This is a genomic window from Serratia sp. 2723 (assembly GCF_050434425.1).
GTDB lineage: Bacteria > Pseudomonadota > Gammaproteobacteria > Enterobacterales > Enterobacteriaceae > Chania.
In genome coordinates this window covers 113,808-136,736 of sequence record NZ_JBNDIN010000006.1, presented here as the reverse complement: position 1 = coordinate 136,736, position 22,929 = coordinate 113,808, and the positions used below count along the sequence as shown (strand labels likewise).

At 54.8% G+C, this 22,929-nt stretch carries 20 protein-coding genes; 10 read left to right on the top strand and 10 right to left on the bottom strand.

What is annotated here, in order from left to right:
- The first annotated feature begins 59 nt into the window (after positions 1-59).
- The gene (gene gsiC, locus ABIE29_RS11285) at positions 60-980 is read left to right on the top strand and encodes a glutathione ABC transporter permease GsiC (protein ID WP_429618825.1); all 921 of its coding nucleotides are present in this window, start codon (positions 60-62) and stop codon (positions 978-980) included.
- Positions 981-992: 12 nt separating this feature from the next.
- The gene (gene gsiD, locus ABIE29_RS11280; protein WP_429619062.1) at positions 993-1,898 is read left to right on the top strand and encodes a glutathione ABC transporter permease GsiD; all 906 of its coding nucleotides are present in this window, start codon (positions 993-995) and stop codon (positions 1,896-1,898) included.
- Between the two features lie 162 nt (positions 1,899-2,060).
- Here gsiD and fghA read toward each other — a convergent pair whose 3' ends face one another.
- The 3 genes from fghA to ptrR are packed head-to-tail and all read right to left on the bottom strand — an operon-like array spanning position 2,061 to position 4,985.
- On the bottom strand, positions 2,061-2,903 hold the full coding sequence (gene fghA, locus ABIE29_RS11275; protein WP_429618823.1) for an S-formylglutathione hydrolase: 843 nt from the start codon (positions 2,901-2,903) through the stop codon (positions 2,061-2,063).
- A 15-nt stretch (positions 2,904-2,918) separates the two neighbouring features.
- Positions 2,919-4,043 carry an S-(hydroxymethyl)glutathione dehydrogenase/class III alcohol dehydrogenase gene (locus tag ABIE29_RS11270; protein ID WP_429618821.1) on the bottom strand — a complete coding sequence of 375 codons (1,125 nt, stop codon included), beginning with the start codon at positions 4,041-4,043 and terminating at the stop codon, positions 2,919-2,921.
- 39 nt (positions 4,044-4,082) lie between these two features.
- Complete coding sequence (gene ptrR, locus ABIE29_RS11265) at positions 4,083-4,985, bottom strand: putrescine utilization regulator PtrR (RefSeq protein WP_429618818.1); 903 nt, start codon at positions 4,983-4,985, stop codon at positions 4,083-4,085.
- A 105-nt stretch (positions 4,986-5,090) separates the two neighbouring features.
- On the opposite strand from ptrR, the gene ABIE29_RS11260 reads away from it, so the two are divergent.
- The 7 genes from ABIE29_RS11260 (at position 5,091) to mglC (ending at position 13,860) form a co-directional block, all read left to right on the top strand.
- Complete coding sequence (locus ABIE29_RS11260) at positions 5,091-6,242, top strand: YbfB/YjiJ family MFS transporter (protein WP_429618815.1); 1,152 nt, start codon at positions 5,091-5,093, stop codon at positions 6,240-6,242.
- A gap of 323 nt (positions 6,243-6,565) precedes the next feature.
- The gene (gene folE / locus ABIE29_RS11255; protein ID WP_021180574.1) at positions 6,566-7,231 is read left to right on the top strand and encodes a GTP cyclohydrolase I FolE; all 666 of its coding nucleotides are present in this window, start codon (positions 6,566-6,568) and stop codon (positions 7,229-7,231) included.
- A gap of 377 nt (positions 7,232-7,608) precedes the next feature.
- Entirely contained in the window at positions 7,609-8,790 is a 1,182-nt protein-coding gene (yeiB, locus tag ABIE29_RS11250) for a DUF418 domain-containing protein YeiB (RefSeq protein WP_429618813.1), read from the top strand.
- A 129-nt stretch (positions 8,791-8,919) separates the two neighbouring features.
- Positions 8,920-9,957 carry an HTH-type transcriptional regulator GalS gene (gene galS / locus ABIE29_RS11245; RefSeq protein WP_429618810.1) on the top strand — a complete coding sequence of 346 codons (1,038 nt, stop codon included), beginning with the start codon at positions 8,920-8,922 and terminating at the stop codon, positions 9,955-9,957.
- A gap of 252 nt (positions 9,958-10,209) precedes the next feature.
- The gene (gene mglB, locus ABIE29_RS11240; protein ID WP_429618808.1) at positions 10,210-11,202 is read left to right on the top strand and encodes a galactose/glucose ABC transporter substrate-binding protein MglB; all 993 of its coding nucleotides are present in this window, start codon (positions 10,210-10,212) and stop codon (positions 11,200-11,202) included.
- Between the two features lie 127 nt (positions 11,203-11,329).
- Complete coding sequence (gene mglA, locus ABIE29_RS11235; protein WP_429618805.1) at positions 11,330-12,838, top strand: galactose/methyl galactoside ABC transporter ATP-binding protein MglA; 1,509 nt, start codon at positions 11,330-11,332, stop codon at positions 12,836-12,838.
- Between the two features lie 11 nt (positions 12,839-12,849).
- Positions 12,850-13,860: a galactose/methyl galactoside ABC transporter permease MglC gene (gene mglC / locus ABIE29_RS11230; protein WP_429618802.1), complete on the top strand. Its 1,011-nt coding sequence runs from the start codon at positions 12,850-12,852 to the stop codon at positions 13,858-13,860.
- A gap of 633 nt (positions 13,861-14,493) precedes the next feature.
- On the opposite strand, the gene sanA is transcribed toward mglC, so the two are convergent.
- From sanA to ABIE29_RS11195, 7 genes are all read right to left on the bottom strand, one after another.
- Positions 14,494-15,246: an outer membrane permeability protein SanA gene (gene sanA / locus ABIE29_RS11225; RefSeq protein WP_429618800.1), complete on the bottom strand. Its 753-nt coding sequence runs from the start codon at positions 15,244-15,246 to the stop codon at positions 14,494-14,496.
- Between the two features lie 166 nt (positions 15,247-15,412).
- Entirely contained in the window at positions 15,413-17,110 is a 1,698-nt protein-coding gene (locus ABIE29_RS11220) for an NAD-dependent malic enzyme (RefSeq protein WP_429618797.1), read from the bottom strand.
- 156 nt (positions 17,111-17,266) lie between these two features.
- Positions 17,267-18,151: a cytidine deaminase gene (cdd, locus tag ABIE29_RS11215; RefSeq protein ID WP_429618794.1), complete on the bottom strand. Its 885-nt coding sequence runs from the start codon at positions 18,149-18,151 to the stop codon at positions 17,267-17,269.
- Positions 18,152-18,288: 137 nt separating this feature from the next.
- Positions 18,289-18,984: a CidB/LrgB family autolysis modulator gene (locus tag ABIE29_RS11210; protein WP_429618792.1), complete on the bottom strand. Its 696-nt coding sequence runs from the start codon at positions 18,982-18,984 to the stop codon at positions 18,289-18,291.
- Entirely contained in the window at positions 18,981-19,388 is a 408-nt protein-coding gene (locus ABIE29_RS11205; protein ID WP_429618789.1) for a CidA/LrgA family protein, read from the bottom strand. The genes ABIE29_RS11210 and ABIE29_RS11205 overlap by 4 nt, the downstream gene beginning before the upstream one ends.
- A gap of 139 nt (positions 19,389-19,527) precedes the next feature.
- Positions 19,528-20,751: an MFS transporter gene (locus ABIE29_RS11200; protein ID WP_429618786.1), complete on the bottom strand. Its 1,224-nt coding sequence runs from the start codon at positions 20,749-20,751 to the stop codon at positions 19,528-19,530.
- A gap of 135 nt (positions 20,752-20,886) precedes the next feature.
- Positions 20,887-21,960, bottom strand: coding sequence for a sugar ABC transporter substrate-binding protein (locus tag ABIE29_RS11195; protein WP_429618784.1), 1,074 nt, complete (start codon positions 21,958-21,960; stop codon positions 20,887-20,889).
- 238 nt (positions 21,961-22,198) lie between these two features.
- Between ABIE29_RS11195 and ABIE29_RS11190 the strand changes: the two genes are divergently transcribed.
- On the top strand, positions 22,199-22,564 hold the full coding sequence (locus ABIE29_RS11190) for an endonuclease domain-containing protein (RefSeq protein ID WP_429618782.1): 366 nt from the start codon (positions 22,199-22,201) through the stop codon (positions 22,562-22,564).
- The last annotated feature ends 365 nt before the right edge of the window (positions 22,565-22,929 follow it).

Here is a 22,929-nt window from a genome sequence, read left to right as displayed (position 1 = left end):
ACTTAATCAGTAGCACATTCAGTCCCCTCTCCCTGTGGGAGAGGGTTAGGGTGAGGGGTATGCTTAATTATTTTCTAAAACGCCTGCTGGGCCTGATCCCGACGCTGCTGATCGTGGCCGTGCTGGTGTTCTTGTTTGTCCATATGCTGCCGGGCGATCCGGCGCGCTTGGCCGCGGGGCCGGAGGCTGACGAAGCCGTTGTCCAGTTGGTGCGTCAGGATCTGGGGCTGGACAAGCCGTTGCCACAGCAGTTTGTGCATTTCTTTGTCAATATTTTGCAGGGTGATTTCGGCACGTCGATAGTGTCCAAACGCCCGGTCAGTGAAGAGATCGCCTCGCGCTTTATGCCGACCTTCTGGCTGACCATCGCCAGCATGGTGTGGGCGGTGATTTTTGGCATGGCGATCGGCATGATTTCCGCCGTGTGGCGCAACCGCTGGCCGGACCGGCTGGGAATGACGCTGGCCGTGTCGGGTATCTCTTTCCCGGCCTTTGCGTTGGGGATGCTGCTGATGCAGGTGTTCTCGGTCAATCTCGGCTGGCTGCCGACGGTCGGAGCGGATACTTGGCAACACTACATCCTGCCCTCAATCACGCTTGGCGCTGCGGTAGCGGCGGTGATGGCGCGCTTCACCCGCGCCTCGTTCGTTGAGGTGATGCAGGAAGATTACATGCGCACCGCCCGCGCCAAGGGCGTGCCGGAGTCACTGGTGATCGTCAAACACGGGCTACGCAACGCCATGATCCCGGTGATCACCATGATGGGCCTACAGTTTGGTTTCCTGCTCGGTGGCTCGATCGTGGTCGAGAAGGTGTTTAACTGGCCGGGGTTGGGACGCTTGCTGGTGGATTCGGTAGAAATGCGCGATTACCCGGTGATCCAGGCCGAAGTGCTGCTGTTCTCGCTGGAATTTATTCTGATTAATCTGTTGGTGGATATGCTGTATGCGGCCATCAACCCTTCGATTCGTTACCAATAGGCAGACCCAATGATGAAGTATTGGCGGCGTAATGCCGCGCTCAAGGCAATGCCGGTGATTAATCCCAACGCGGTGCGTACGCCTTGGCATGAGTTCTGGCGGCGCTTTCGTCGCCAGCAGGTCGCAATGGTGGCTGGCGTGTTTGTGTTGCTGCTGGTGGCCGCAGCGTTGCTGGCACCGCACCTGATACCCTATGACGCGGAAAACTTCTTTGATTACGATCGGCTCAATGAAGGGCCTTCGCTGGTGCACTGGCTCGGCGTGGATCCGCTGGGCCGGGATATTTTCAGCCGTATTCTGATGGGCGCGCGGATCTCTTTGGCCGCCGGGGTGTTCTCGGTGCTGGTTGGCAGCGTGATTGGCACGGTACTCGGGCTCCTGGCGGGCTATTACGAAGGCTGGTGGGATCGCATCGTAATGCGCATCAGCGACGTGCTGTTTGCCTTCCCCGGTATTCTGCTGGCGATTGGCGTGGTGGCGATCATGGGCAGCGGCATGGCCAACGTGATTGTCGCCGTGGCCATCTTCAGCATTCCGGCGTTTGCTCGCCTGGTGCGTGGCAATACTCTGGTGCTGAAGCATCTGACCTACATTGAATCGGCGCGCAGCATCGGCGCTTCGGACTGGACCATCATTCTGCGGCATATTTTGCCGGGCACCATCTCGTCGATCGTGGTCTATTTCACCATGCGTATCGGTACTTCAATCATTACCGCTGCCAGCCTGTCGTTCTTGGGATTGGGGGCGCAGCCACCAACGCCCGAATGGGGTGCGATGCTCAATGAAGCGCGGGCGGATATGGTGATAGCCCCGCATGTGGCGATCTTCCCCAGCCTGGCAATCTTTTTCACCGTATTGGCCTTTAACCTGCTAGGCGATGGGTTACGTGATGCATTGGATCCGAAACTGAAAGGGTAGCCTCTCACCCCACAGGGAGAGGGAGCTGAAAGTCCCTGCTCTTTTGGAAGTTAAAGAGGCTATCTCGGCAAATTCGATCACTCCTGCGTCACCCCATTTTCAAACTCGCTCGAGCGGTTCCCTCTCCCTTTGGGAGAGGGTTAGGGTGAGGGGGCAACTCAATCAGCGGAACAGATGCTCGGCATGAAAACGCAGATGATCTTCGATAAAGGTAGCGATGGTGAAGTAGCTGTGGTCGTAACCCGGTTGAATGCGCAGGGTTAACGGCCAGTCACGCTGGCGTGCCAACTCCGCCAGCTTGGCCGGTTGCAGCTGATCCGCCAGAAACTGATCCCCATCTCCTTGGTCAATCAACATCGGCAACTGCTCCGCCCCGCTGGCCAGCAAATGGCAACTGTCATATTGCAGCCACTGCGTTTCGTCATCCCCCAGATAGGCTGCAAAGGCTTTACGGCCCCAAGGCACCTGGCAAGGGTTGACGATCGGCGCAAAGGCCGACGCCGAACGAAAACGCTGCGGGTTACGCATTGCCATCATTAATGCGCCGTGGCCGCCCATCGAGTGGCCCGCAATGGATTGCCGATCGCTGACGCTGAAATGCTGCTTGATCAGCGCTGGCAGCTCATCGCTGATGTAGTCATACATACGAAAGTGGTGATCCCAAGGTGCCTGAGTGGCATTGAGGTAGAACCCCGCCCCCTGGCCCAGATCGTAGCCTTCGTCATTCGGCACCTCATCGCCGCGCGGGCTGGTATCCGCCATTACCAGCACCAGCCCTAATTCTGCGGCAACGCGCTGGGCACCGGCCTTCAACGTGAAGTTTTCATCATTGCAGGTCAGCCCCGACAGCCAATACAGCACCGGCGGCGGGTTATCGTCGCGCGGTGGTGGCAGATAGATACTGAACGTCATGTTGCAATTCAGGCTCTGCGCCGCGTGACGGTAACGTTGTTGCCAACCACCGAACATGCGGTGCTCTTCGAGAAGTTCTAATGACATCGTCATCCTCTGCCTCCTGGCTTATTTATCAAAATGGATCACGGAACGAATCGATTTGCCTTCATGCATCAGATCGAACGCTTCGTTGATCTGATCCAGCCCCATGGTATGAGTGATAAAGTCGTTCAGTGCGAACTCGCCATCCAGATAACGCTGCACGATCCCCGGCAGTTGGCTGCGGCCTTTCACGCCACCAAAGGCGGAACCGCGCCAGACGCGGCCAGTCACCAGTTGGAACGGACGGGTCGCGATCTCTTCACCGGCACCGGCAACGCCGATAATGACCGACTCACCCCAACCTTTGTGGCAGCACTCCAGTGCAGAACGCATCACGTTGACGTTGCCGATACATTCAAAGGAGAAATCGACGCCGCCGTCGGTCAGCTCGACGATAACGTCTTGAATTGGTTTATCGTAATCTTTTGGATTGATCAGATCGGTCGCGCCCAGCTTGCGAGCCAGCTCAAACTTGCTGGTGTTGAGATCGATACCGATGATGCGGCTGGCACCGGCCATCTGAGCACCGATAATCGCCGATAGCCCGATGCCGCCCAGGCCGAAAATCGCCACAGTATCGCCAGCCTTGACCTTGGCGGTGTTGATCACCGCACCCATGCCGGTGGTGACACCACAACCAAGCAGACAAACTTCTTCCAACGGCGCTTCTTTGCTGATTTTTGCCAGTGAGATTTCTGGTACTACGGTGCGTTCAGCAAAGGTGGAGGTGCCCATGTAGTGGAAAATCGGCTTGCCGTCTTTAAAGAAGCGGGTAGTGCCGTCTGGCATCAGGCCCTTGCCCTGGGTGGCGCGGATGGCCTGACACAGGTTGGTTTTGCCGGATTTACAGAATTTGCACTCGCCGCATTCTGGGGTGTACAGCGGGATCACGTGGTCGCCGACGGCCACGCTAGTCACGCCTTCGCCAATCGCTTCGACTATGCCGCCGCCTTCGTGGCCCAGGATCGCCGGGAACACGCCTTCCGGATCTTTGCCTGACAGGGTATAAGCATCGGTATGACAAACGCCGGTAGCGACGATGCGCACCAGCACTTCACCTTTCTGTGGCGGCATCAGATCGACTTCTTCAATCTTCAGCGGCTGGTTCGGGCCCCAAGCTACGGCAGCACGGGTTTTGATAAATTCCATGACTCTCTCCTCATTAAATTCTAGTGGTGCAGATTTTGGCTACTCTGTCAGGAGGATGGACTCGGCATCCATCTCCGTACTTTCAGCCTGTTCTATAATCAGTTGTTTTAACGCGCGGACGTTTGGCCCAAACGCATCACGCCGCCATAACAGCCAGGTGGCAGTTTCGGCAATGTCGGCAGGGAGTGAATGAACTTTGACCCGTTTGTAGCCGGGCAGCAGGTTGAGCACCGAATACGGGATCATCGCCAGCCCGGCACCGCTGGCCACGCAGGCCAGCATGGAGTGATAAGACTGGATCTCCATGATGGTGCCTGGCACTGAACCGTCACGCTTGAACCAGGACTCCAGGCGCAGGCGATAAGAGCAGTTGGCGCGGAAGGCAAACAGGGTTTCCCCTTTGACATCCTGGGCGCTGTGAATGGGCGGGTGATCCAGGCAGGTGATCACCACCATGCGCTCGGGAAAAGCGACGCAACCGTTCAGTTCATCATGCTGCAACGGGCCATCTACCAGGGCGGCAGCCAGGGTTCCCGCGCGTACACGTTCGATGATTTCTCCTGAGGTGCCAGTAGCCAGCGAAAGGGAGACCTGCGGAAATCGCTGATGATAAGCTGCCAGCAAGGTAGGTAGCCGGGTGGCTGCAGTGCTTTCCATCGAGCCAAGAGCAAAGTTACCGGCTGGTTCCCCGGCATGGGTGATGCTCATGGCTTCTTCACTGAGCGCCAGAATGCGGTGGGCGTAGCAGAGAAAATTATGGCCCATCGGCGAGAGGCGCAGACGCTGCTTCTCACGGATAAACAGATCGGTGCCCAGCTCCTGCTCAAGCTGGCGCAGGCGCGTGGTCAAGTTTGACGGCACGCGGTGCAGTTGCTCGGCGGCACGGGCGACGGAGCCGGTTTCGGCCACGCAGCAGAACATGCGCAGTTGGGTGAGATCCATAACCTTCTCTTTTCGTGATGAACTTGATGAGTATTATTCAGTTTTTGTGAGTGTAATACTGCGGCATGCTAGCCGCAACTTTCTTTTAACAGGTTGGATACAGCGATGGCGCTAAAAATAGCCTTGAGTGGTTTTATTGCTTTGATCGTGGCGATGGGGATTGGCCGGTTTGCCTTTACCCCGCAGGTGCCGCTGATGATTGCTGAACACCAGTTCACCCTGACGGGGGCCGGGCTGGTGGCGGCAGTCAACTACCTGGGCTACCTGTGCGGTGCCTATGATGCTATGCGTGCCAGCCGCCATGTGGAGCGCCGCCTGTGGTTTGGCGTATGGGGAGCGGTAGCGCTGACGCTGCTGTCTGCCTTGGTGTCGGGGGAGTGGCTGCACGGTGCGCTGCGCTTTGCGATTGGCTGGGCCAGCGGTTGGTCGATGGTGCTGGTGGCGGCCTGGACTAACGAGCGGTTGGCGCATTATGGCCGTCCCGCGTTGAGTGCAGCGGTCTTTGCCGGGCCTGGGGCCGGGATTTTTATCAGCGGCATGCTGGCGGTAGCCATCAATAGCTGGGGCTTGAGCGCTTCGCAGGCCTGGCTGGTATATGGCGCATTAGCGTTGGTGTTAATTGCCGCGATCAGCATTAATTTGCCAAGGGCAGGGGAGCTGCATCGTCCCGATGTGAAGCCTGAACCGCTGGTGCTCACCCCGGCATTAAAGCGTCTGGTGTGGAGCTACAGCCTGGCGGGCTTTGGCTATATCCTGCCTGCGACCTTCCTGTCACAGATGGCGGCGACCCGTTTCCCTGCCAGCCTGTTCGCCCAGTTTGTCTGGCCGATTTTTGGCGGTGCGGCGGTGCTGGGGATTATCATCGGGATTGCAACCCGTCATCGGCTCACCACGCAGACCCGCCTGGCAATCACGCTGTGGGTACAGGCACTGGGCGTGCTTTGTGCCGAAGTGGTGCCCGGCGTTACCGGCCTGGCACTCGGGGCCATGCTAACCGGCGGTGGATTCCTCAGCGTGGTCCAACTATCTATCCAGCACGGTAGGGAGTTGGCTCCGAATCACGCACGCTATATGGCCGGGCTGTTGACCACGGGGTATGCCATCGGCCAGTTGGTTGGCCCGATGCTCTCGGCGGTGTCAACGGCGCTGACGCATCGCCTTGAACCCGCGCTGTATGTGGCGGTGCTTGGGCTGTTGATCGCTGGCGTGCTGGTGATCAATACCCCAGCTCGGGCCACGGCCAGCAAGCCAACGTAATCTTGAGTAAAATACGTACAAAAAATGTGGAATAGCCGCAGCCAGCCTGCTACGGGCTGGATGCGGATTTTTCATACCAGGATGAAACACAATCACTGGATAAACGTCTCACTCTCATCTAGAGTGGGGGAAAATATTGATCGGGTTCACGTTATCTATCCGTCGTCTTTCAAGCTGCAGTTAGCTCCTCCCCCTGGATTTGCCGGGGGGCTGTATACTGCGCCCTTATCAATCGGTGCGAGTAACCAACAGCAGATAACAACGCTGTAATTTGAAAGACGACGGGTATATTGTTGGGGCCAGCCTGCTGGAGATACATCGCCATGACATCGTTAAGTAATGAAGCTGCACTGGTGCACGCGGCGCTTGAAGCGCGCGGCCTGGAAACCCCGTTATGTGGGGAGGTGTTGGATCGTGAGACGCGCAAGCGCCGTATCAAAGAGCACATGACGGAAATCATGCAGCTGTTGAACCTCGATCTATCCGACGACAGCCTGGCAGAAACGCCACACCGTATTGCGAAAATGTATGTCGATGAGATTTTTTCCGGCCTGGATTACGCCAACTTCCCGAAGATCACCGTCATCGAAAACAAGATGAAAGTGGACGAAATGGTGACGGTGCGTGATATTACCCTGACCAGTACCTGTGAACATCACTTTGTCACCATTGATGGTAAAGCCACCGTGGCATATATCCCTAAAGACTCGGTGATTGGCCTGTCGAAAATCAACCGCATCGTGCAGTTCTTTGCCCGCCGCCCACAGGTACAGGAGCGGCTGACTCAGCAGATCCTGGTGGCGTTGCAAACGCTGTTAGGCACCAACAATGTGGCGGTATCGATTGATGCGGTGCATTACTGCGTCAAGGCGCGTGGTATTCGTGATGCTACCAGTGCCACCACTACCACGTCGTTGGGCGGGCTGTTCAAGTCCAGCCAGAATACGCGCCAGGAGTTCTTGCGTGCGGTGCGTCACCATCACGGTTGATGGCTACCCCTCACCCCAACCCTCTCCCACAGGGAGAGGGAGCTGCCCGGCGTCTTTGTTGAGGCTGTGCTACTTCGGAACGTGAAGATGGGTAGAGTATTACGTAGAAAAATCAGCGAACCCGACCGATCTCCCACAGGGTGAGGGAGCTGATAGTCCCTGCTCTTTTTGGAAGCAAAAGGGTCATATCAGCAAATGAATACGGGGCTGCTGCTTAATGGGGTTTCTACTTTTACTAGACTAGAATACAAACTCAATCAACCTTCTCATCGAAAGTGAATCACCATAATTTCAAGCACACTCGATCGGTCCCCTCTCACTAAAGGAGAGGGTTAGGGTGAGGGGTCTTGTTACTGATTGAAATACAGCGGAATAACATGAACGCTAACGAAACACCCCGGCTACCACGCATAGATACGCTAGACTGCGTACGCGGTATCGCCATCCTTGGCATTCTGTTGCTGAATATCAGCGCGTTTGGCCTGCCGAAGGCCACCTACCTTAACCCCGCCTATCTTGGTATGCCCTCCACACGTGATGTCTGGACCTGGGCGCTGTTGGATCTGTTCGCTCAGGTCAAGTTCCTGGCCATGTTCGCTCTGCTGTTTGGTGCCGGTCTGCAACTGCTGCTACGGCGGGGCAAAGTCTGGATCCGCGCCCGGTTATCCTGGTTGGTACTGATTGGCCTGGGGCACGCCATTTTCTTATGGGATGGGGACATCCTGCTGGCCTACGGGCTGATCGGCCTGGTGTGTTGGCGCATGATCCGTGACGCACAGAATACCTTCACCCTGTTGAAAACCGGTGCGGTGCTGTATCTGATCGGCGTGGCGGTGTTGCTGCTGCTAGGGTTTATCTCTCCCGGTGAACCGGGCAGTTTCTGGCAGCCGAGCGTGGCCGAATTGCAATATGAGAAGTTCTGGAAGCAGCAAGGCGGGCCGGAAGCCTGGCGCAGCCGCCTGGATCTGCTTTCTTCCAGCCTGATAGCCATCGGTGCACAGTATGGCTGGCAACTGGCCGGGCTGATGCTGTTTGGCGCTGGCATGATGCGCAGCGGCTGGCTGCGTAACAGCTATTCACCCGCTGACTACCGCCGCCAGGCCGCCTGGCTGATACCGCTTTCATTGCTGATCCAGTTGCCCGGTGTGCTGCTACAGTGGCAACTGAGTTGGGATTATCGCTGGAGTGGTTTTCTGCTGCAGGTGCCGCGTGAGTTGGGTTCGCCGCTGCAGGCCATTGGATACCTGGCTCTGGTCTACGGTTTTTGGCCAACGCTTTCCCGCCTGCGTATCAGCCACTGGTTAACCCAGGTGGGGCGGATGGCGTTAAGTAACTACCTGCTACAAACCCTGATTTGCAGCACGCTGTTCTTCCGTTTTGGCCTTTATCAACAGCTCGACCGTTTGCAGCTATTGGCGGTCGTTCCCCTGGTGTGGCTGGCCAACCTGCTGTTTTCCACACTGTGGCTGCGTTACTTCGCGCAGGGCCCGATGGAATGGTTGTGGCGTAAGCTGACTTCACTGGCTGCGGGCGAAAGTCAACCTCAGCCGACAAAATGAGATCTGGCGCAGGTAGGTTAAAAAATTGTATGTAAACGTTTTCTTTCCTGTGACGGAATTCACGCTGAGGAGGATGACAAACGGGGTAGGATAGCGCCACTGTCAACTCTGCCGACCTCGGGACGTTTCATGAATTCTGTGCATTCAACCACCATTCGCGATGTGGCGAAGCGTGCGGGCGTGTCCGTTGCTACCGTCTCGCGAGTGCTGAATAACAGTGCCCTGACTAGCAAAGAGACTCGCGAACAGGTGCTGAAGGCGGTGGCGGAACTGGGCTACCGGCCAAACGCCAACGCGCAGGCATTGGCTACCCAGAGCAGTGAAACGCTTGGCGTGGTGGTGATGGATGTCTCCGACCCGTTCTTTGGCGCGTTAGTGAAAGCGGTAGACACGGTGGCGCAGCAAAACCACAAATACCTGCTGATCGGCAACAGTTACCATCAGGCGGACAAAGAGCGCCATGCCATCGAGGTGTTGCTCCGTCAACGCTGCAATGCCTTGATTGTTCATGCAAAAGCGTTAGGTGACGCGGAGCTGATCGCCTTTATGGATCAGGTGCCAGGCATGGTGTTAATTAACAGAATTATAACAGGCTATGAGCACCGTTGCGTTGGCCTGAACAATGTGTTTGGTGCAGAAGTTGCCATGCGCCTGTTGCTCTCGCAGGGGCATCAGCGGATTGGTTATCTGGGCTCCGATCACCCCATCGAAGACGGTCCGCTGCGCCAGCAAGGCTATAGTCAGGCGATGGCCGCAGCAGGTTTATCCCCGCCGGATAGCTGGCGGGCCTATGGCTCACCGGACCTGCAAGGCGGTGAAGCGGCGATGGTTGAACTGCTGGGTCGCAACCTGCACCTGAGTGCGGTGTTTGCCTATAATGACGCCATGGCAGCCGGTGCGATGGCGGTACTGAAAGAAAACGGTATCACGGTGCCGCAGCAGTTCTCGTTGGTGGGGTTTGATGATATCCCCATTGCCCGCTATACCAGCCCCAAGCTGACCACTATCCGTTACCCGATCGTTTCAATGGCCACCCTGGCTACCGAGCTGGCGCTGAAGGGCGCTGCCGGGCAGCTCGAACTTCAGGCTTCACACCTGTTCATGCCGACGCTGGTACGCCGCCACTCTGTTGCGCCGTGGCAAAGTGAGGCTTCGGTCACTCTCTGAACATTTATTATTGTGTAACCGTTTTCAATCTGTGAGAAAATTCACAGATTATTAACATAGTGCCGTCTATGCTCTAGTCGTTTTCCAGCGCAAAGGCTCTTGCCAGCCAAGCTTTTAATCTGGCGCTGACACAGCATCACAGGAATAACAAGCAACACGGATGACAGGAATTCATTTGAAACTGCCAGGCCCAACTGTGTGCATTGTGGGGCTTAATACCGAGTTCGACCCTCTACAAACCGGAGACAGACAATGAACAAGAAGGTTTTCACCCTGGCCGCGCTGGCCGCCAGCATGATGTTTGGCGCTGCTGCGCATGCAGATACCCGTATTGGCGTCACGATTTACAAGTATGACGACAACTTTATGTCGGTGGTGCGTAAGGCGATCGAGAAAGATGCCAAGGCCTCTCCGGATGTCACTCTGTTGATGAATGACTCGCAAAATGACCAGTCCAAGCAGAATGACCAGATCGACGTGCTGATTGCCAAAGGCGTAAAAGCGCTGGCGATCAACCTGGTGGACCCGGCCGCTGCTCCGGTGGTGATTGACAAGGCACGTGCCAACGATATCCCGGTGGTGTTCTACAACAAAGAACCTTCTCGTAAGGCGTTGGATAGCTACGACAAAGCTTATTACGTCGGTACCGATTCGAAAGAGTCTGGCGTGATCCAGGGTGAACTGATTGCCAAACACTGGAAAGCCAGCCCGGCCTGGGATCTGAACAAAGACGGCCAGATCCAATATGTGCTGTTGAAAGGCGAGCCGGGCCACCCGGATGCGGAAGCGCGTACCACCTACGTGATCAAAACGCTGAATGAAAAAGGTTACAAAACTCAGCAACTGCAGATGGACACCGCGATGTGGGATACCGCTCAGGCTAAAGACAAGATGGATGCCTGGCTGTCTGGCCCTAACGCCAACAAAATCGAAGTGGTGATCGCCAACAACGACGCGATGGCCATGGGCGCAGTCGAAGCCCTGAAAGCGCACAACAAGAGCAGCATTCCGGTCTTTGGTGTCGATGCCCTGCCAGAAGCACTGGCGTTGGTGAAATCCGGGGCGATGGCCGGTACCGTGCTGAACGATGCCGACAATCAGGCGAAGGCAACCTTCGATCTGGCGAAGAACCTGGCCGCGGGCAAACCTGCCGCTGAAGGTACCCAATACAAGATCGTCGATAAAATCGTGCGTATTCCTTACGTGGGCGTAGATAAGGATAACCTGTCTCAGTTTGTGAAATAAACCGAAATAGGCAGAAATGCCCCCATCGGTATTTCGATGGGGGAACTTATTAGAAGAACCTGTTAATTCCCCTGTGCTGTTTATCTGGCTAGGGGGAGGCTGGTTCCAGAATTAGCCAGGACTATTTATGGCCGAAAACTCTCGTGAGTGGCTACTGGAAATGACGGATATCAGTAAGTCATTTCCCGGCGTAAAGGCATTAGATAAAGTGAATTTACGCGTACGTCCAAACTCCATTCATGCATTAATGGGGGAGAACGGCGCTGGAAAATCCACCTTATTAAAATGTCTGTTTGGCATTTATAAAAAAGACTCCGGCAGTATTCTGTTTCAGGGGCAAGAAGTTGATTACAAGAGTTCCAAAGAAGCACTAGAGCAGGGTGTTTCGATGGTGCACCAGGAGCTGAACCTGGTGTTGCAACGTACCGTGATGGACAACATGTGGTTGGGGCGCTACCCCACCAAAGGGCTGTTTGTCGATCAGGACAAGATGTACAAAGACACCAGGGAAATTTTCGACGAACTGGATATCGATATCGATCCCCGCGCTAAAGTCGGTACACTTTCGGTATCCCAGATGCAGATGATCGAAATTGCCAAGGCGTTCTCTTATAACGCTAAAATTGTGATTATGGATGAGCCAACGTCTTCTCTGACCGAGAAAGAGGTTAATCATCTGTTCACCATTATCCGTAAGCTGAAAGAGCGTGGCTGTGGCATCGTGTATATCTCGCACAAGATGGAAGAGATCTTCCAGCTATGCGATGAGATCACCATTCTGCGCGACGGCCAATGGATCGCCACCCAGCCGCTGGAAGGGCTGGATATGGACAAGATTATCTCGATGATGGTTGGGCGTTCGCTGAGCCAGCGTTTCCCCGATCGTCAGAATACGCCGGGTGAGGTGATTTTAGAGGTGAAAGGCTTGACCTCTTTACGCCAGCCTTCCATCCGCGATATCTCTTTCGATCTGCATCAGGGGGAGATCCTGGGCATTGCCGGGCTGGTGGGGGCCAAACGCACCGACATTGTCGAAACCCTGTTTGGCATCCGCGAGAAGGTGGCTGGCACCATCAAACTGCACGGTAAAAATATCAACAACGACAGTGCTAACGAAGCCATCAACCACGGTTTTGCCCTGGTGACGGAGGAACGTCGTTCCACCGGTATTTATGCCTATCTGGATATTGGCTTTAACTCGTTGATCTCCAATATCCGTCAATACAAAAACAAAATGGGCCTGCTGGATAACCGCCGGATGAAAAGCGACACCCAATGGGTGATCGATGCCATGCGGGTGAAAACACCGGGCCACCATACCAATATCGGTTCGCTTTCCGGCGGTAATCAGCAAAAGGTGATTATTGGCCGCTGGCTGCTGACACAGCCGGAAATCCTGATGATGGATGAGCCAACGCGCGGTATCGACGTGGGGGCCAAATTTGAAATTTACCAGTTAATGACCGAGTTGGCGAAGAAGGGCAAGGGGATCATTATAATCTCTTCCGAAATGCCGGAGCTTTTGGGAATTACCGACAGAATATTGGTGATGAGTAATGGTCAGGTTGCGGGCATTGTGAATACCAAACAGACCTCGCAAAATGAAATATTGCGGCTAGCCTCCTTGCATCTTTAAGGATCGTAATTATGAGCGCACTGAATAAAAAAACCTTGTTCACCTATTTTAAAGAGGGTGGCATTTATCTGGTCCTGCTGGTGTTACTGGCGATTATTATTATCCAGGATCCGACCTTCTTAAGCCTGATGAACCTGAGTAATATCCTGACCCAATCCTCGGTGCGTATTATCATTGCGCTGGGCGTGGCCGGGCTGATCGTCACGCAGGGGACCGACCTTTCCGCCGGGCGTCAGGTGGGGCTGGCCGCGGTGATTGCCGCAACCCTGTTGCAATCGATGGATAACGTCAACAAAGTGTTCCCACAAATGGAAACCTGGTCGATCCCAATGGTGATCTTGCTGGTTTGCGCCGTGGGAGCGGTGATTGGCCTGGTTAACGGCTTGATTATCGCTTACCTCAACGTGACGCCGTTTATCACCACCTTGGGCACCATGATCATCGTTTATGGGATTAACTCCCTGTATTACGATTACGTGGGGGCCTCACCGGTGGCCGGTTTCGATCCGAAATTTTCCACCTTTGCCCAAGGGTTCTTGCGATTCGGCGACTTCAAGCTGTCGTACATCACCTTCTATGCGATTATTGCGATTATCTTTGTCTGGGTGCTGTGGAATAAAACCCGCTTTGGCAAGAATATCTTCGCCATCGGTGGTAACCCGGAGGCGGCGAAAGTCTCTGGCGTCAACGTCCCGCTGAACCTGATCATGGTCTATGCGCTGTCCGGGGTGTTCTATGCCTTTGGCGGTTTACTGGAAGCGGGCCGTATCGGTAGCGCCACCAACAACCTCGGCTTTATGTATGAACTGGATGCTATCGCGGCCTGTGTGGTCGGCGGGGTGTCGTTTGCCGGTGGGGTAGGTACGGTGCTGGGAGTAGTGACCGGGGTGATCATCTTTACCGTCATCAACTACGGCCTGACCTATATCGGCGTGAATCCTTACTGGCAGTACATCATCAAGGGTAGCATTATCATCTTCGCGGTAGCGCTGGACTCCCTGAAGTACGCCAAGAAAAAATAAGTTTGTTTTGCGCTTTACGCTAACGGCCAGCATCTGCTGGCCGTTTATTTTTCCTCGCCGATCTCACATCCCAGGGGAGCAGTACAACCCCCTCACCCCAACCCTCTCCCACAGGGAGAGGGAGCTGATAGCCCCAGCTCTGTTGGGAGAAGGGAGATAATTTCAGCAACCTTGCTCACTCCTTCAACCAAGGTGAGTCAGTCAAGGTGTGTGGTTGGCTTGTGTGATTACGGCAAGTAGGGATTAAAGAGAAAGACAAGGTATTCCATAGGGAGAGGGAGCTGATAGCTCCAGCTCTGTTGGGAGAAGGGAAGTAATTTCAGCAACCTTGCTCACTCCTTCAACCAAGGTGAGTCAGTCAAGGTGTGTGGTTGGCTTGTGTGATTACGGCAAGTAGGGATTAAAGAGAAAGACAAGGTATTCCATAGGGAGAGGGAGCTGATAGCCCCAGCTCTGTTGGGAGAAGGGGGGTAATTTCAGCAACCTTGCTCACTCCTTCAACCAAGGTGAGTCAGTCAACGCGAGTGGTTAAAGACAAGGTATTACACAGAAAAATCAACGAGTTCGATCTGTCCCCTCTCCCTGTGGGAGAGGGTTAGGGTGAGGGGCAATCGCTTAAGCTTGAGGTGAAACTCAGCTCTTCTTCTGCTGCTGAGCTTTAACTTTCTCTGCCGCCAGCTTGTGCTCCAATTCCACCACCTGTTCCGGTGACACAGCCGGATAACCCGGTGCATCTTCCGGCACCTTGTGCATGGCAGATATCGGGAGCAGCGGGCCAAGGAAACGAGGCTCACGCTTGAGGATATACAGATCGGTCAAGGCACCCAGGCGGGCAAAGATCTCGCGTACGCGCACCGTCATCATATTTTTTGGCGAAGGTACCGCATAGCATTGCGCCTGGATGCCCATATGCAGGGCGATAAACAGGGCGCGCTCGCAATGGAAACGCTGGGTGATGATGATGAAGTCGTTGGTATCGAACACCTTACGCGTACGGACGATGGAGTCGAGGGTACGGAAACCGGCATAGTCGAGCGCGATATCGCTTGGCGCAACGCCAGCGGCCAGCAGATCGCGGCGCATCGTCATCGGTTCGTTGTAGCTTTGCTGTGCATTATCGCCGCTCAGTAGCAGGTACTTCACCTTGCCGCTGTTATAGGCGTTGATCGCTCCCTGAATACGGTAGCGGTAATATTGGTTAAGCACTCCGGTACGGTAATATTTGGAGGTGCCAAGCACTACTCCCACCTGACGGTGTGGTAGCGTTTGCAGTTCTTCGTAGATGTAAGGCGCTGTTTTCCAACTTATCCAGCGATCGAGCGCGATAGCCGACAGCATCAGCAGCGAAATGATGATGGACAGGCTAATTATCAGGCGTTTCCACATGTTGATGCCTTGCGCGAACGAGGGCTAAAGTAAGACCTCAAGGCTACTTTACCTGCCCGGCAGACGCAAGCAATGAGCCGTTTACCGCAGGTGTTACGCTGCATTTTTCAGCATATTCCTGTCTTGGTGTGATAACCGGGCCTGACTAACAGGCCCGGTGAGGAACTTAGAACGAGGTACGCTTGTAGATACGGTATTGCGGGCGCCAGAAGTTATGCTCAATGGCTTTGGACAACGCCTCTTCCGACGTCACCACTGCCACCCCCTGCAACTGAGCGGCTTTGCCTACTTCCATCGCGATGCATTTGGATACGCCCTGAATATCATCAATATTCGGCAGCAGTGCGCCATGGCCGTCGGTAGCCAGTGGAGAACAGTCGGCCAAGGCACGGCTGGCGGCCATCAGCATGGCATCGGTGACCCGTTTTGCCCCTGCAGCCAATACGCCAAGGCCAATCCCCGGGAAGATATAGGAGTTGTTGCACTGGGCAATTGGGAACAGTTGGTCTTTATAGGTGACCGGTGAGAATGGGCTACCGGTGGCGACCAGTGCGGCACCGTCGGTCCAGTTGATGATATCTTCTGGCCGGGCTTCCACGCGGGAGGTTGGGTTGGACAGTGGCATCACGATCGGGCGCGGGCAATGCTGGTGCATCTCGCGGATCAGTTCTTCGGTAAACAGTCCCGGCTGGCCAGAGACACCGATCAGCACGGTCGGCTTGGCGTTACGCACCACTTCCAGCAGGGAAATGGCATCGCTTTCCACCTGCCATTGTTCCAGACTGGCACTTTTCTGCACCAGTTTGCTCTGGAAATCGAGCAGGTTCGGCAGTTTATCGGTTAGCAGGCCAAAACGGTCAACCATAAACACACGGGCGCGGGCTTCTTCTTCACTCAGACCTTCGGATTTCATCTGGGCGATGATCTGCTCGGCAATCCCACAACCCGCGGAACCAGCCCCCAGGAAGGCAACGGTTTGATCGCGCAGTTGGCTGCCTGCGGCACGGCTGGCGGCAATCAGGCTGCCCAGCGTCACGGCAGCGGTGCCTTGGATATCGTCGTTAAAGCAGCACAGTTCGTCACGATAGCGATTAAGCAGCGGTGTGGCGTTGTTCTGGGCGAAATCTTCAAACTGCAACAGCACGTTCGGCCAACGGCGTTTCACCGCCTGGATGAACTCTTCCACAAAGGCGTGATACTCATCGCCAGAAATACGCGGATGACGCCACCCCATATAGAGCGGATCGTTCAGACGTTGCGGGTTGTTGGTGCCCACGTCCAGCACTACCGGCAAGGTATAAGCCGGGCTGATGCCGCCGCAGGCGGTGTACAGGGAGAGTTTACCGATCGGAATACCCATGCCCCCGATACCCTGATCGCCCAGCCCAAGGATGCGTTCCCCGTCGGTGACCACAATCACCTTAACGTTCTGCTTGGTGGCGTTTTGCAGCATATCGTCGATGCGATCGCGGTTCGGGTAGGAAATAAACAGCCCACGTGCGCGGCGATAGATATCGGAGAAATGCTCACAGGCTTCACCTACGGTTGGCGTGTAGATGATGGGCATCATCTCGCTCAGGTGCGAATCCAGCAGGCGATAGAACAGCGTTTCGTTGGTGTCCTGGATATTACGCAGGTAGATGTGCTTGTCATTATCGTTCTTGAAATCCTGATACTGACGGTAAGCGCGTTCCACCTGTTCTTCGATGGTTTCTATCGCTTCCGGCAGCAGGCCGTGCAGGTTGAAGTTACTGCGCTCTTCTTCGGAAAAGGCGCTGCCTTTGTTCAGCAACGGGAACTCCAACAGAATGGGGCCAGCGTAGGGGATGTAGAGAGGGCGTTTGCTTTCGTATTCCAGTTCCATCAGTTTTACTCTTTGCCTAGGGTAAGCTTTATTACTGCCGATCCTAAGATATCGGCAAAATATGTACAGCATTTGTTAGTAAATAATGAGGAATTGTCGTTTGCTGCTGCTTTTTTAGCCGGATGGTGGCGGAGCGCGGTGACTCCGCCTGGGGGATCAGAAGGTGACGCGTTGGACGTCTTGGCAGCCCAAGGCCGCCAGGGTAGCTGCTGTGGCATCCCATTGGGTCAGGATTGCGCCTGCTGCTTCGGCCAATACGGCACGGCGAATTTTCTGGCAATCACCACCGGAGACATTCATCAGGATCAGTGCGGCCTGCAATGGCGGCAGGCTAGGGTTGAACGCGGCGTTTTCTGCATAGCGGCCAGCGTAAACCTTGCCGTCTTCGGCTTCCAGCGCTACGCCGCTATGGGACGTGCTATAAGGGGCATGGCTGCGGTTGGCGGCATCCAGGGCAGCTTTCGCCAGTTCATCATCCAGCGTCAGTTGGAAACCGTGGTCGACCGGATCCATCAGCAACTCGCTGATTTGCAGATCTTTAGGGCCGAAGGAGTAAGGCAGGTAATCACCCAGCGTGGCGGTTGCCCGTGCAGGCAGGTGGATCTCCAACTCGGTGCCGCTGTTAAGCTCATTCATAAACTGGCGGCAGTGGCCGCAGGGCGAGTAGTTGACGGTGACTGCAACCAGTTTGGCTTCGCCGCGCAGCCAGGCATGCGTGACTGCGCACTGCTCCGCGTGCACGGTTTGCTGCATGGGGGCACCCAGGAATTCCATGTTGCCACCAAAATACCAGTTGCCGCTGACGCCACGCGCCACCGCCCCCACGTGGAAATGCGAAATCGGCGTTAACGAGCAGGCGGCCGCCAATGGCAGCAGAGCAAACGCCAGGGCATCGTCATCCAACCCACACTGTTGCTTGATCGCCGCAATCTGCTCGGCCTTGAACATGGCTGCGAAATCAGGCGCATCTAAATAAGGCAGCAGGGCAGATTGCAAGGCCGTTGGCAATTCGCCGTAGGCAGTTTGAAAGCGCGAGTGCATAAGAAGTCTCTCTACAAGTTAACGGGTTAACATTCTAGGCAACCGGCCCATAATAAAGTGTGATTTATGTCTTCTTTTTTAATGAAACTAATGCAATGAAATAGGTAAATGCGAGATGTATCGCAGGTTTTTAGCCGTTAACCAAATAGCCGCAGCAGTATCGGGAACACGAACGGCGCGGTCAGCGAGGTAATAATCCCGCAGATAACCAGAGCGAGCGAGCTGAATGCGCCCTGTTGGTAATCAATTTCTACGCAGCGCGCGGTTCCCAACGCGTGCGAGGCGGTACCCATTGCCAAACCGCGCGATGAATTGGTGTTGATCCGCAACAGGCCAAGCAACGAATGGCCAAAAACCGCCCCCAGAATACCGACAAAAATTACGCACACCGCACTGATGGCCGGGATGCCACCAATCGACTCGGCTACCGCCATGGCTATCGGCGTCGTCACCGATTTTGGCAAGATCGAGGCGGCAATCTCGGGTTTGGCCCCCATCAGCAGGGCAATGGCACCGCCGCTGATCATCGCGGTCATGCTGCCAATAAAGCAGACGGTAATGATGGATCTCCAACGCGCGCGGATCTGATGGATCTGCTCGTATAGCGGAAAGGCAAGGGCGACCACCGCCGGTTGCAGCAGATCGTTGAGGATTTTGCTGCCTTGAAAATAGCGTTCATAAGGAATACCGGTCAGTAACAGCAGTGGGATAATCACCGCCATCGAGACCAATAATGGGTTCAGCAACGGCATGTTGAGCTTTTGCGCCAGCTTGCGTGCCGCGTAGAACACCACCAGGGTCAGCGGCAAGGACCACCAGATATTTTGCATCATTGCTTATCTCCCACATCTTTTGTCTTGCCGAGGATAGGACGCTCGCGGTGGAAGTAATGTGAAGTATAGCCGACCACCACAAACACCAGCAGCGTACTGATCAGGCAAGACACGATCAGCGGAGCCAGATCGTCAACTATCTGGTCGTAATACTTCATGATGCCGACGCCGATTGGTACGAACAGCAGCACCATATAGCGAATAAACAGATGGCAGCCAGGCTTGACCCATTTGGCCGGTAGAATTTGTGAGGAGAGCAGGGCAAACAGGATCAACATCCCGATAATGCTGCCGGGGATGGCGATCGGCAGTAGCGCCGCAATGGCGTTACCGGCGAACAGGCTGAGGTAGATCAGCACGATCGCCCTGACATATTTCCAACACAGGTTAAATAGGTTGCCCATAGTGCATTCTCGTTGATGTTGACGTATTCATCATACAATTAAACCGTGAGCTACGCCACAAAACGCATCATGAATTCTCGCTATGCCTGTCATGCCATTTTGGCAAGATTGCGGCTCGCCTGAAGTGTAGCGGGCCAGGCTATTCCGCGTTGCTTAGGCTGGCAAGCGGCTTTTGCTGTTCCGCCAACCGATGGCCGAGGAAGAAGAACAGCAGGCTGAACAACGCGGCGGCGATCAACACCAGGAACATCACCGGCGGTGGCGTATAGCTCAGTAGGAAGCCGCACATCACCGGGTTGATGGCTCCCCCCAGATTACTCAGGCTTTGCACGCCGTAATAGCTGCCTTTCAGGTGCGGCGGGGCGATAAAGTCGATAAACATATATTCGACCGGAATGACGATGATTTCCCCCAGGGTGAAAATCGCCATGGCCAGCACCCATAGCCATATCGATTGCCCTGCCAGCATAAAGCCGATCAGCCCCAGGACGAAAAATAGTGTGCCCAGCATCAACCAGCGCAGCATGTTGTCCTGGCGCATACCTCGGCTTAGCAGATACTGCAGGGCGATCACGATGCAGGCGTTGACGATCATCACCACGCCAATCACCTTGTAGGCGAATTCGGCATCGCTAACGATGATCAGATACTGCGACAGGTAGCCGGTAAATTGGCCAAACACCACCGCGCCTAACGTACTGCCGAGGGTGAAATAAATCAGCCGCCGATCGCCACGCAGCACATTCACCGTCTGGCGGAAGTTGAGTACTGACGGTGGGGTGTTGCTGCTTTCTTCTGCCGGTGGCGATGGATAGCTACGCAGGCGGAAGCTCAGGACTATCACCGTCAATAACGCTAATCCCCCGGAAAGGTAGAACGGCAGCAATGGGCTGTATCCGGCTACCATCACGCCCGTTGATGAACCGACGGCCCAGCCAACATTGATCAACGTATAGTTGATTGAGAAGGCTTTGATACGCTGATTTACCGGCAGCCAACTGGCAAAGCAGGCTTTGATGGCTATGTTGAGCACCGCATAGGCGGTATGTAAGATGGCCAGCACCAGGATGACGCCAGCGGGTTGGGAGACCGACGGGATAGCAAAAAAGCTCAGCGAAAATAGCAGGATGGCGAGCAGGATCAGCGGATTTTTATTAAAGCGATCGACCAGATAGCCGCCATAAAAGCTGCTGATGATGCCGATAGTCAGGCTGATACCAAGGATAATACCCACGCTTTTGGGTAGCAGGTGGAAGTGTTCGGTCAGGTAAATGGTGATAAAGGGCAGCGTGACGCCACGGCCTATGGTCAGCACCAGCGAACTAGCCAGCAATATCTTAATCAGTGGGGGGAATCCCTTCATAGCCAAACCTGTTGATGCATACAGTTATTACGCCCATGCAACTACAGTAGCTTATTTTGTGGTGCTGAGAAGGGGGGAGCGGAAAAATTGTTTAAAAAAAAGAGGCTACGTCTGTAGCCCCTCGATAAAACAGCATTATTTACCGGATTTGGCCTGCAGGGTGGCAAACCAGGGTTGGATGAAATCTTCGCTACTGCCCCAGCCTGGAATAATTTTGCCCAGTGAGGCGACATTGATCGGAGCGGTCTGGCTGACCAGCAGGGCCTGCGGGATAGCGGCGGCTTTAAACTGATAGGTGGCGGGAGTTGGCTCACCCGCCAGCTTGTTGGCAATCAGCCGTAGGTTGACGGCGCCGATCAGCTTGGTATCCACCGCGACGCTGACCTTCCATGGGCTACCGGCTTCGCGCATCAACTGGAGATCCAGGTTGGAGATATCGATGCTGTAGAGCTTGATTTCGGTGCGGCCATTTTCTTGCAGCGCCTTATAGGCTCCCTGGCTGAAGGCATCCCAGGTGCCCCAGATGGCATCGACTTTACCTTTCGGGTATTTGGCCAGCACAGCGCCGACTTTATTGGCGGTATCGCCCTGGACGTCGGAGGAAACTGCCCCGATCGACTCCAACTCATGAATACCCGGATTTTGCTTGAGTAATTGCTGGTAAGCGGCCTGGCGGCGCTCCATCGGCGGGAAGCCTGCAACCCACAGCTTGATAATGTTGGCCTTACCGTCGAAGTCTTTAATCAGCTGGCCGAAAGACTCATTGGCCAGAGAGGCATCATCCTGTTGGGAAACGGTGACTCCTGGGATCTCGCCGCTAACGTCGGTATCAAAGGCCGACACCGCAATACCTGCCGCAGCGATGCGCTTGACCAGATCGGTGGAATAGGGCGCGCGGCCTTGAGAAAGAATGATGCCGTCATACTTCTGGCTGATGGCCTGGTTGACGAAATCCTGAAAACGCGCGTCGTCACCGTTGCTCAGGAAAGTGTCGACCTTGAAACCGAGCTTGCGCCCTTCCTGGATTGCTCCGGCCAAAAACTGGGTGGTGTTGTCGTCGGAACCCAGGTTACGGATCACCGCGACGCGGATTTGCCCCTGATGTTGGGCAATAGCGTCAGGAACGGGGGCAAGCGTGGCTTCAGCGGCCAGCAGGGGCAGGCTGGTCAGCAGGCTGAGGGCGAGCAGTGAGGTCTTTATCGTTTTCATTATTGGCTCCGAAGCAGGTGAAGAGTTCCCGGTAAAATTGGATGTGTGGCTGTCTTTATGTCTGGACGTCTATTTTGTGCGATGCAGCATCATAACCAGATGTCCGGCACTTGGGAATCCACCGGCTTATGAATTTTTTTCAGGTGTTATAACGATTGGTTTGGATGGGGTACGCAGTTTTGGCAGGAGGCTATGGCTGACCCTCTTTTGCAAGGGTAGCGTTGTTGCGGAGGTCGCTATGACAAAAACAACAACCTTAACCAAAGCCCGCCGATTGCGGGCTTGCATGACGGATGCCGAAAAATTTTTGTGGTTACAGCTGCGCGATCGCCGCTTGGCGGGGTTTAAGTTTCGACGGCAATTTCCGGTTGGGCCTTTCTTTGCCGATTTTGCGTGCTGGCAGGCGAAGCTGATTGTTGAGCTGGATGGTGGCCAGCATTCGGTGCAGGCGGCTTATGACCAGCAGCGCACAAGCTTTCTAAAACGCCAGGGATTTACCGTGATTCGTTTTTGGAACGATGAAGTTTTACTTAATTGGGAGGGCGTGAGACAGGTGATTTTATGGCATCTGCAGCGCAAGATATCCCTTTATTCTGGCCGTTGAGATTGCCCCTCACCCCAACCCTCTCCCACAGGGAGAGGGAGCTGTCCGGAACATATAGTTAGCCCGTGCTGCTTCGGAAAGTAAGGAGTAAATAGAAGCTAGGCATTACTAGATCGGAAAGAAATGAAGAAAGAAATGAATAAGAAGAAAGGTTGGGTATGACTCAGAGAAATCAACGAACTCGATCAGCTCACTCTCCAACAGGGAGAGGGGGCTGTCCGGAGCATATAGTTAGCCCGTGCTGCTTCGGAAAGTAAGGAGTAAATAGAAGCTAGGCATTACTAGATCGGAAAGAAATGAAGAAAGAAATGAATAAGAAGAAAGGTTGGGTATGACTCAGAGAAATCAACGAACTCGATCAGTCC

Bases quoted from the DNA above. Each gene is read 5' to 3' on its own strand.
- gsiC (WP_429618825.1), top strand. From the start codon at position 60: ATGCTTAATTATTTTCTAAAACGCCTGCTGGGCCTGATCCCGACGCTG.
- gsiD (WP_429619062.1), top strand. From the start codon at position 993: ATGAAGTATTGGCGGCGTAATGCCGCGCTCAAGGCAATGCCGGTGATT.
- fghA (WP_429618823.1), bottom strand. From the start codon at position 2,903: ATGACGATGTCATTAGAACTTCTCGAAGAGCACCGCATGTTCGGTGGT.
- ABIE29_RS11270 (WP_429618821.1), bottom strand. From the start codon at position 4,043: ATGGAATTTATCAAAACCCGTGCTGCCGTAGCTTGGGGCCCGAACCAG.
- ptrR (WP_429618818.1), bottom strand. From the start codon at position 4,985: ATGGATCTCACCCAACTGCGCATGTTCTGCTGCGTGGCCGAAACCGGC.
- ABIE29_RS11260 (WP_429618815.1), top strand. From the start codon at position 5,091: ATGGCGCTAAAAATAGCCTTGAGTGGTTTTATTGCTTTGATCGTGGCG.
- folE (WP_021180574.1), top strand. From the start codon at position 6,566: ATGACATCGTTAAGTAATGAAGCTGCACTGGTGCACGCGGCGCTTGAA.
- yeiB (WP_429618813.1), top strand. From the start codon at position 7,609: ATGAACGCTAACGAAACACCCCGGCTACCACGCATAGATACGCTAGAC.
- galS (WP_429618810.1), top strand. From the start codon at position 8,920: ATGAATTCTGTGCATTCAACCACCATTCGCGATGTGGCGAAGCGTGCG.
- mglB (WP_429618808.1), top strand. From the start codon at position 10,210: ATGAACAAGAAGGTTTTCACCCTGGCCGCGCTGGCCGCCAGCATGATG.
- mglA (WP_429618805.1), top strand. From the start codon at position 11,330: ATGGCCGAAAACTCTCGTGAGTGGCTACTGGAAATGACGGATATCAGT.
- mglC (WP_429618802.1), top strand. From the start codon at position 12,850: ATGAGCGCACTGAATAAAAAAACCTTGTTCACCTATTTTAAAGAGGGT.
- sanA (WP_429618800.1), bottom strand. From the start codon at position 15,246: ATGTGGAAACGCCTGATAATTAGCCTGTCCATCATCATTTCGCTGCTG.
- ABIE29_RS11220 (WP_429618797.1), bottom strand. From the start codon at position 17,110: ATGGAACTGGAATACGAAAGCAAACGCCCTCTCTACATCCCCTACGCT.
- cdd (WP_429618794.1), bottom strand. From the start codon at position 18,151: ATGCACTCGCGCTTTCAAACTGCCTACGGCGAATTGCCAACGGCCTTG.
- ABIE29_RS11210 (WP_429618792.1), bottom strand. From the start codon at position 18,984: ATGATGCAAAATATCTGGTGGTCCTTGCCGCTGACCCTGGTGGTGTTC.
- ABIE29_RS11205 (WP_429618789.1), bottom strand. From the start codon at position 19,388: ATGGGCAACCTATTTAACCTGTGTTGGAAATATGTCAGGGCGATCGTG.
- ABIE29_RS11200 (WP_429618786.1), bottom strand. From the start codon at position 20,751: ATGAAGGGATTCCCCCCACTGATTAAGATATTGCTGGCTAGTTCGCTG.
- ABIE29_RS11195 (WP_429618784.1), bottom strand. From the start codon at position 21,960: ATGAAAACGATAAAGACCTCACTGCTCGCCCTCAGCCTGCTGACCAGC.
- ABIE29_RS11190 (WP_429618782.1), top strand. From the start codon at position 22,199: ATGACAAAAACAACAACCTTAACCAAAGCCCGCCGATTGCGGGCTTGC.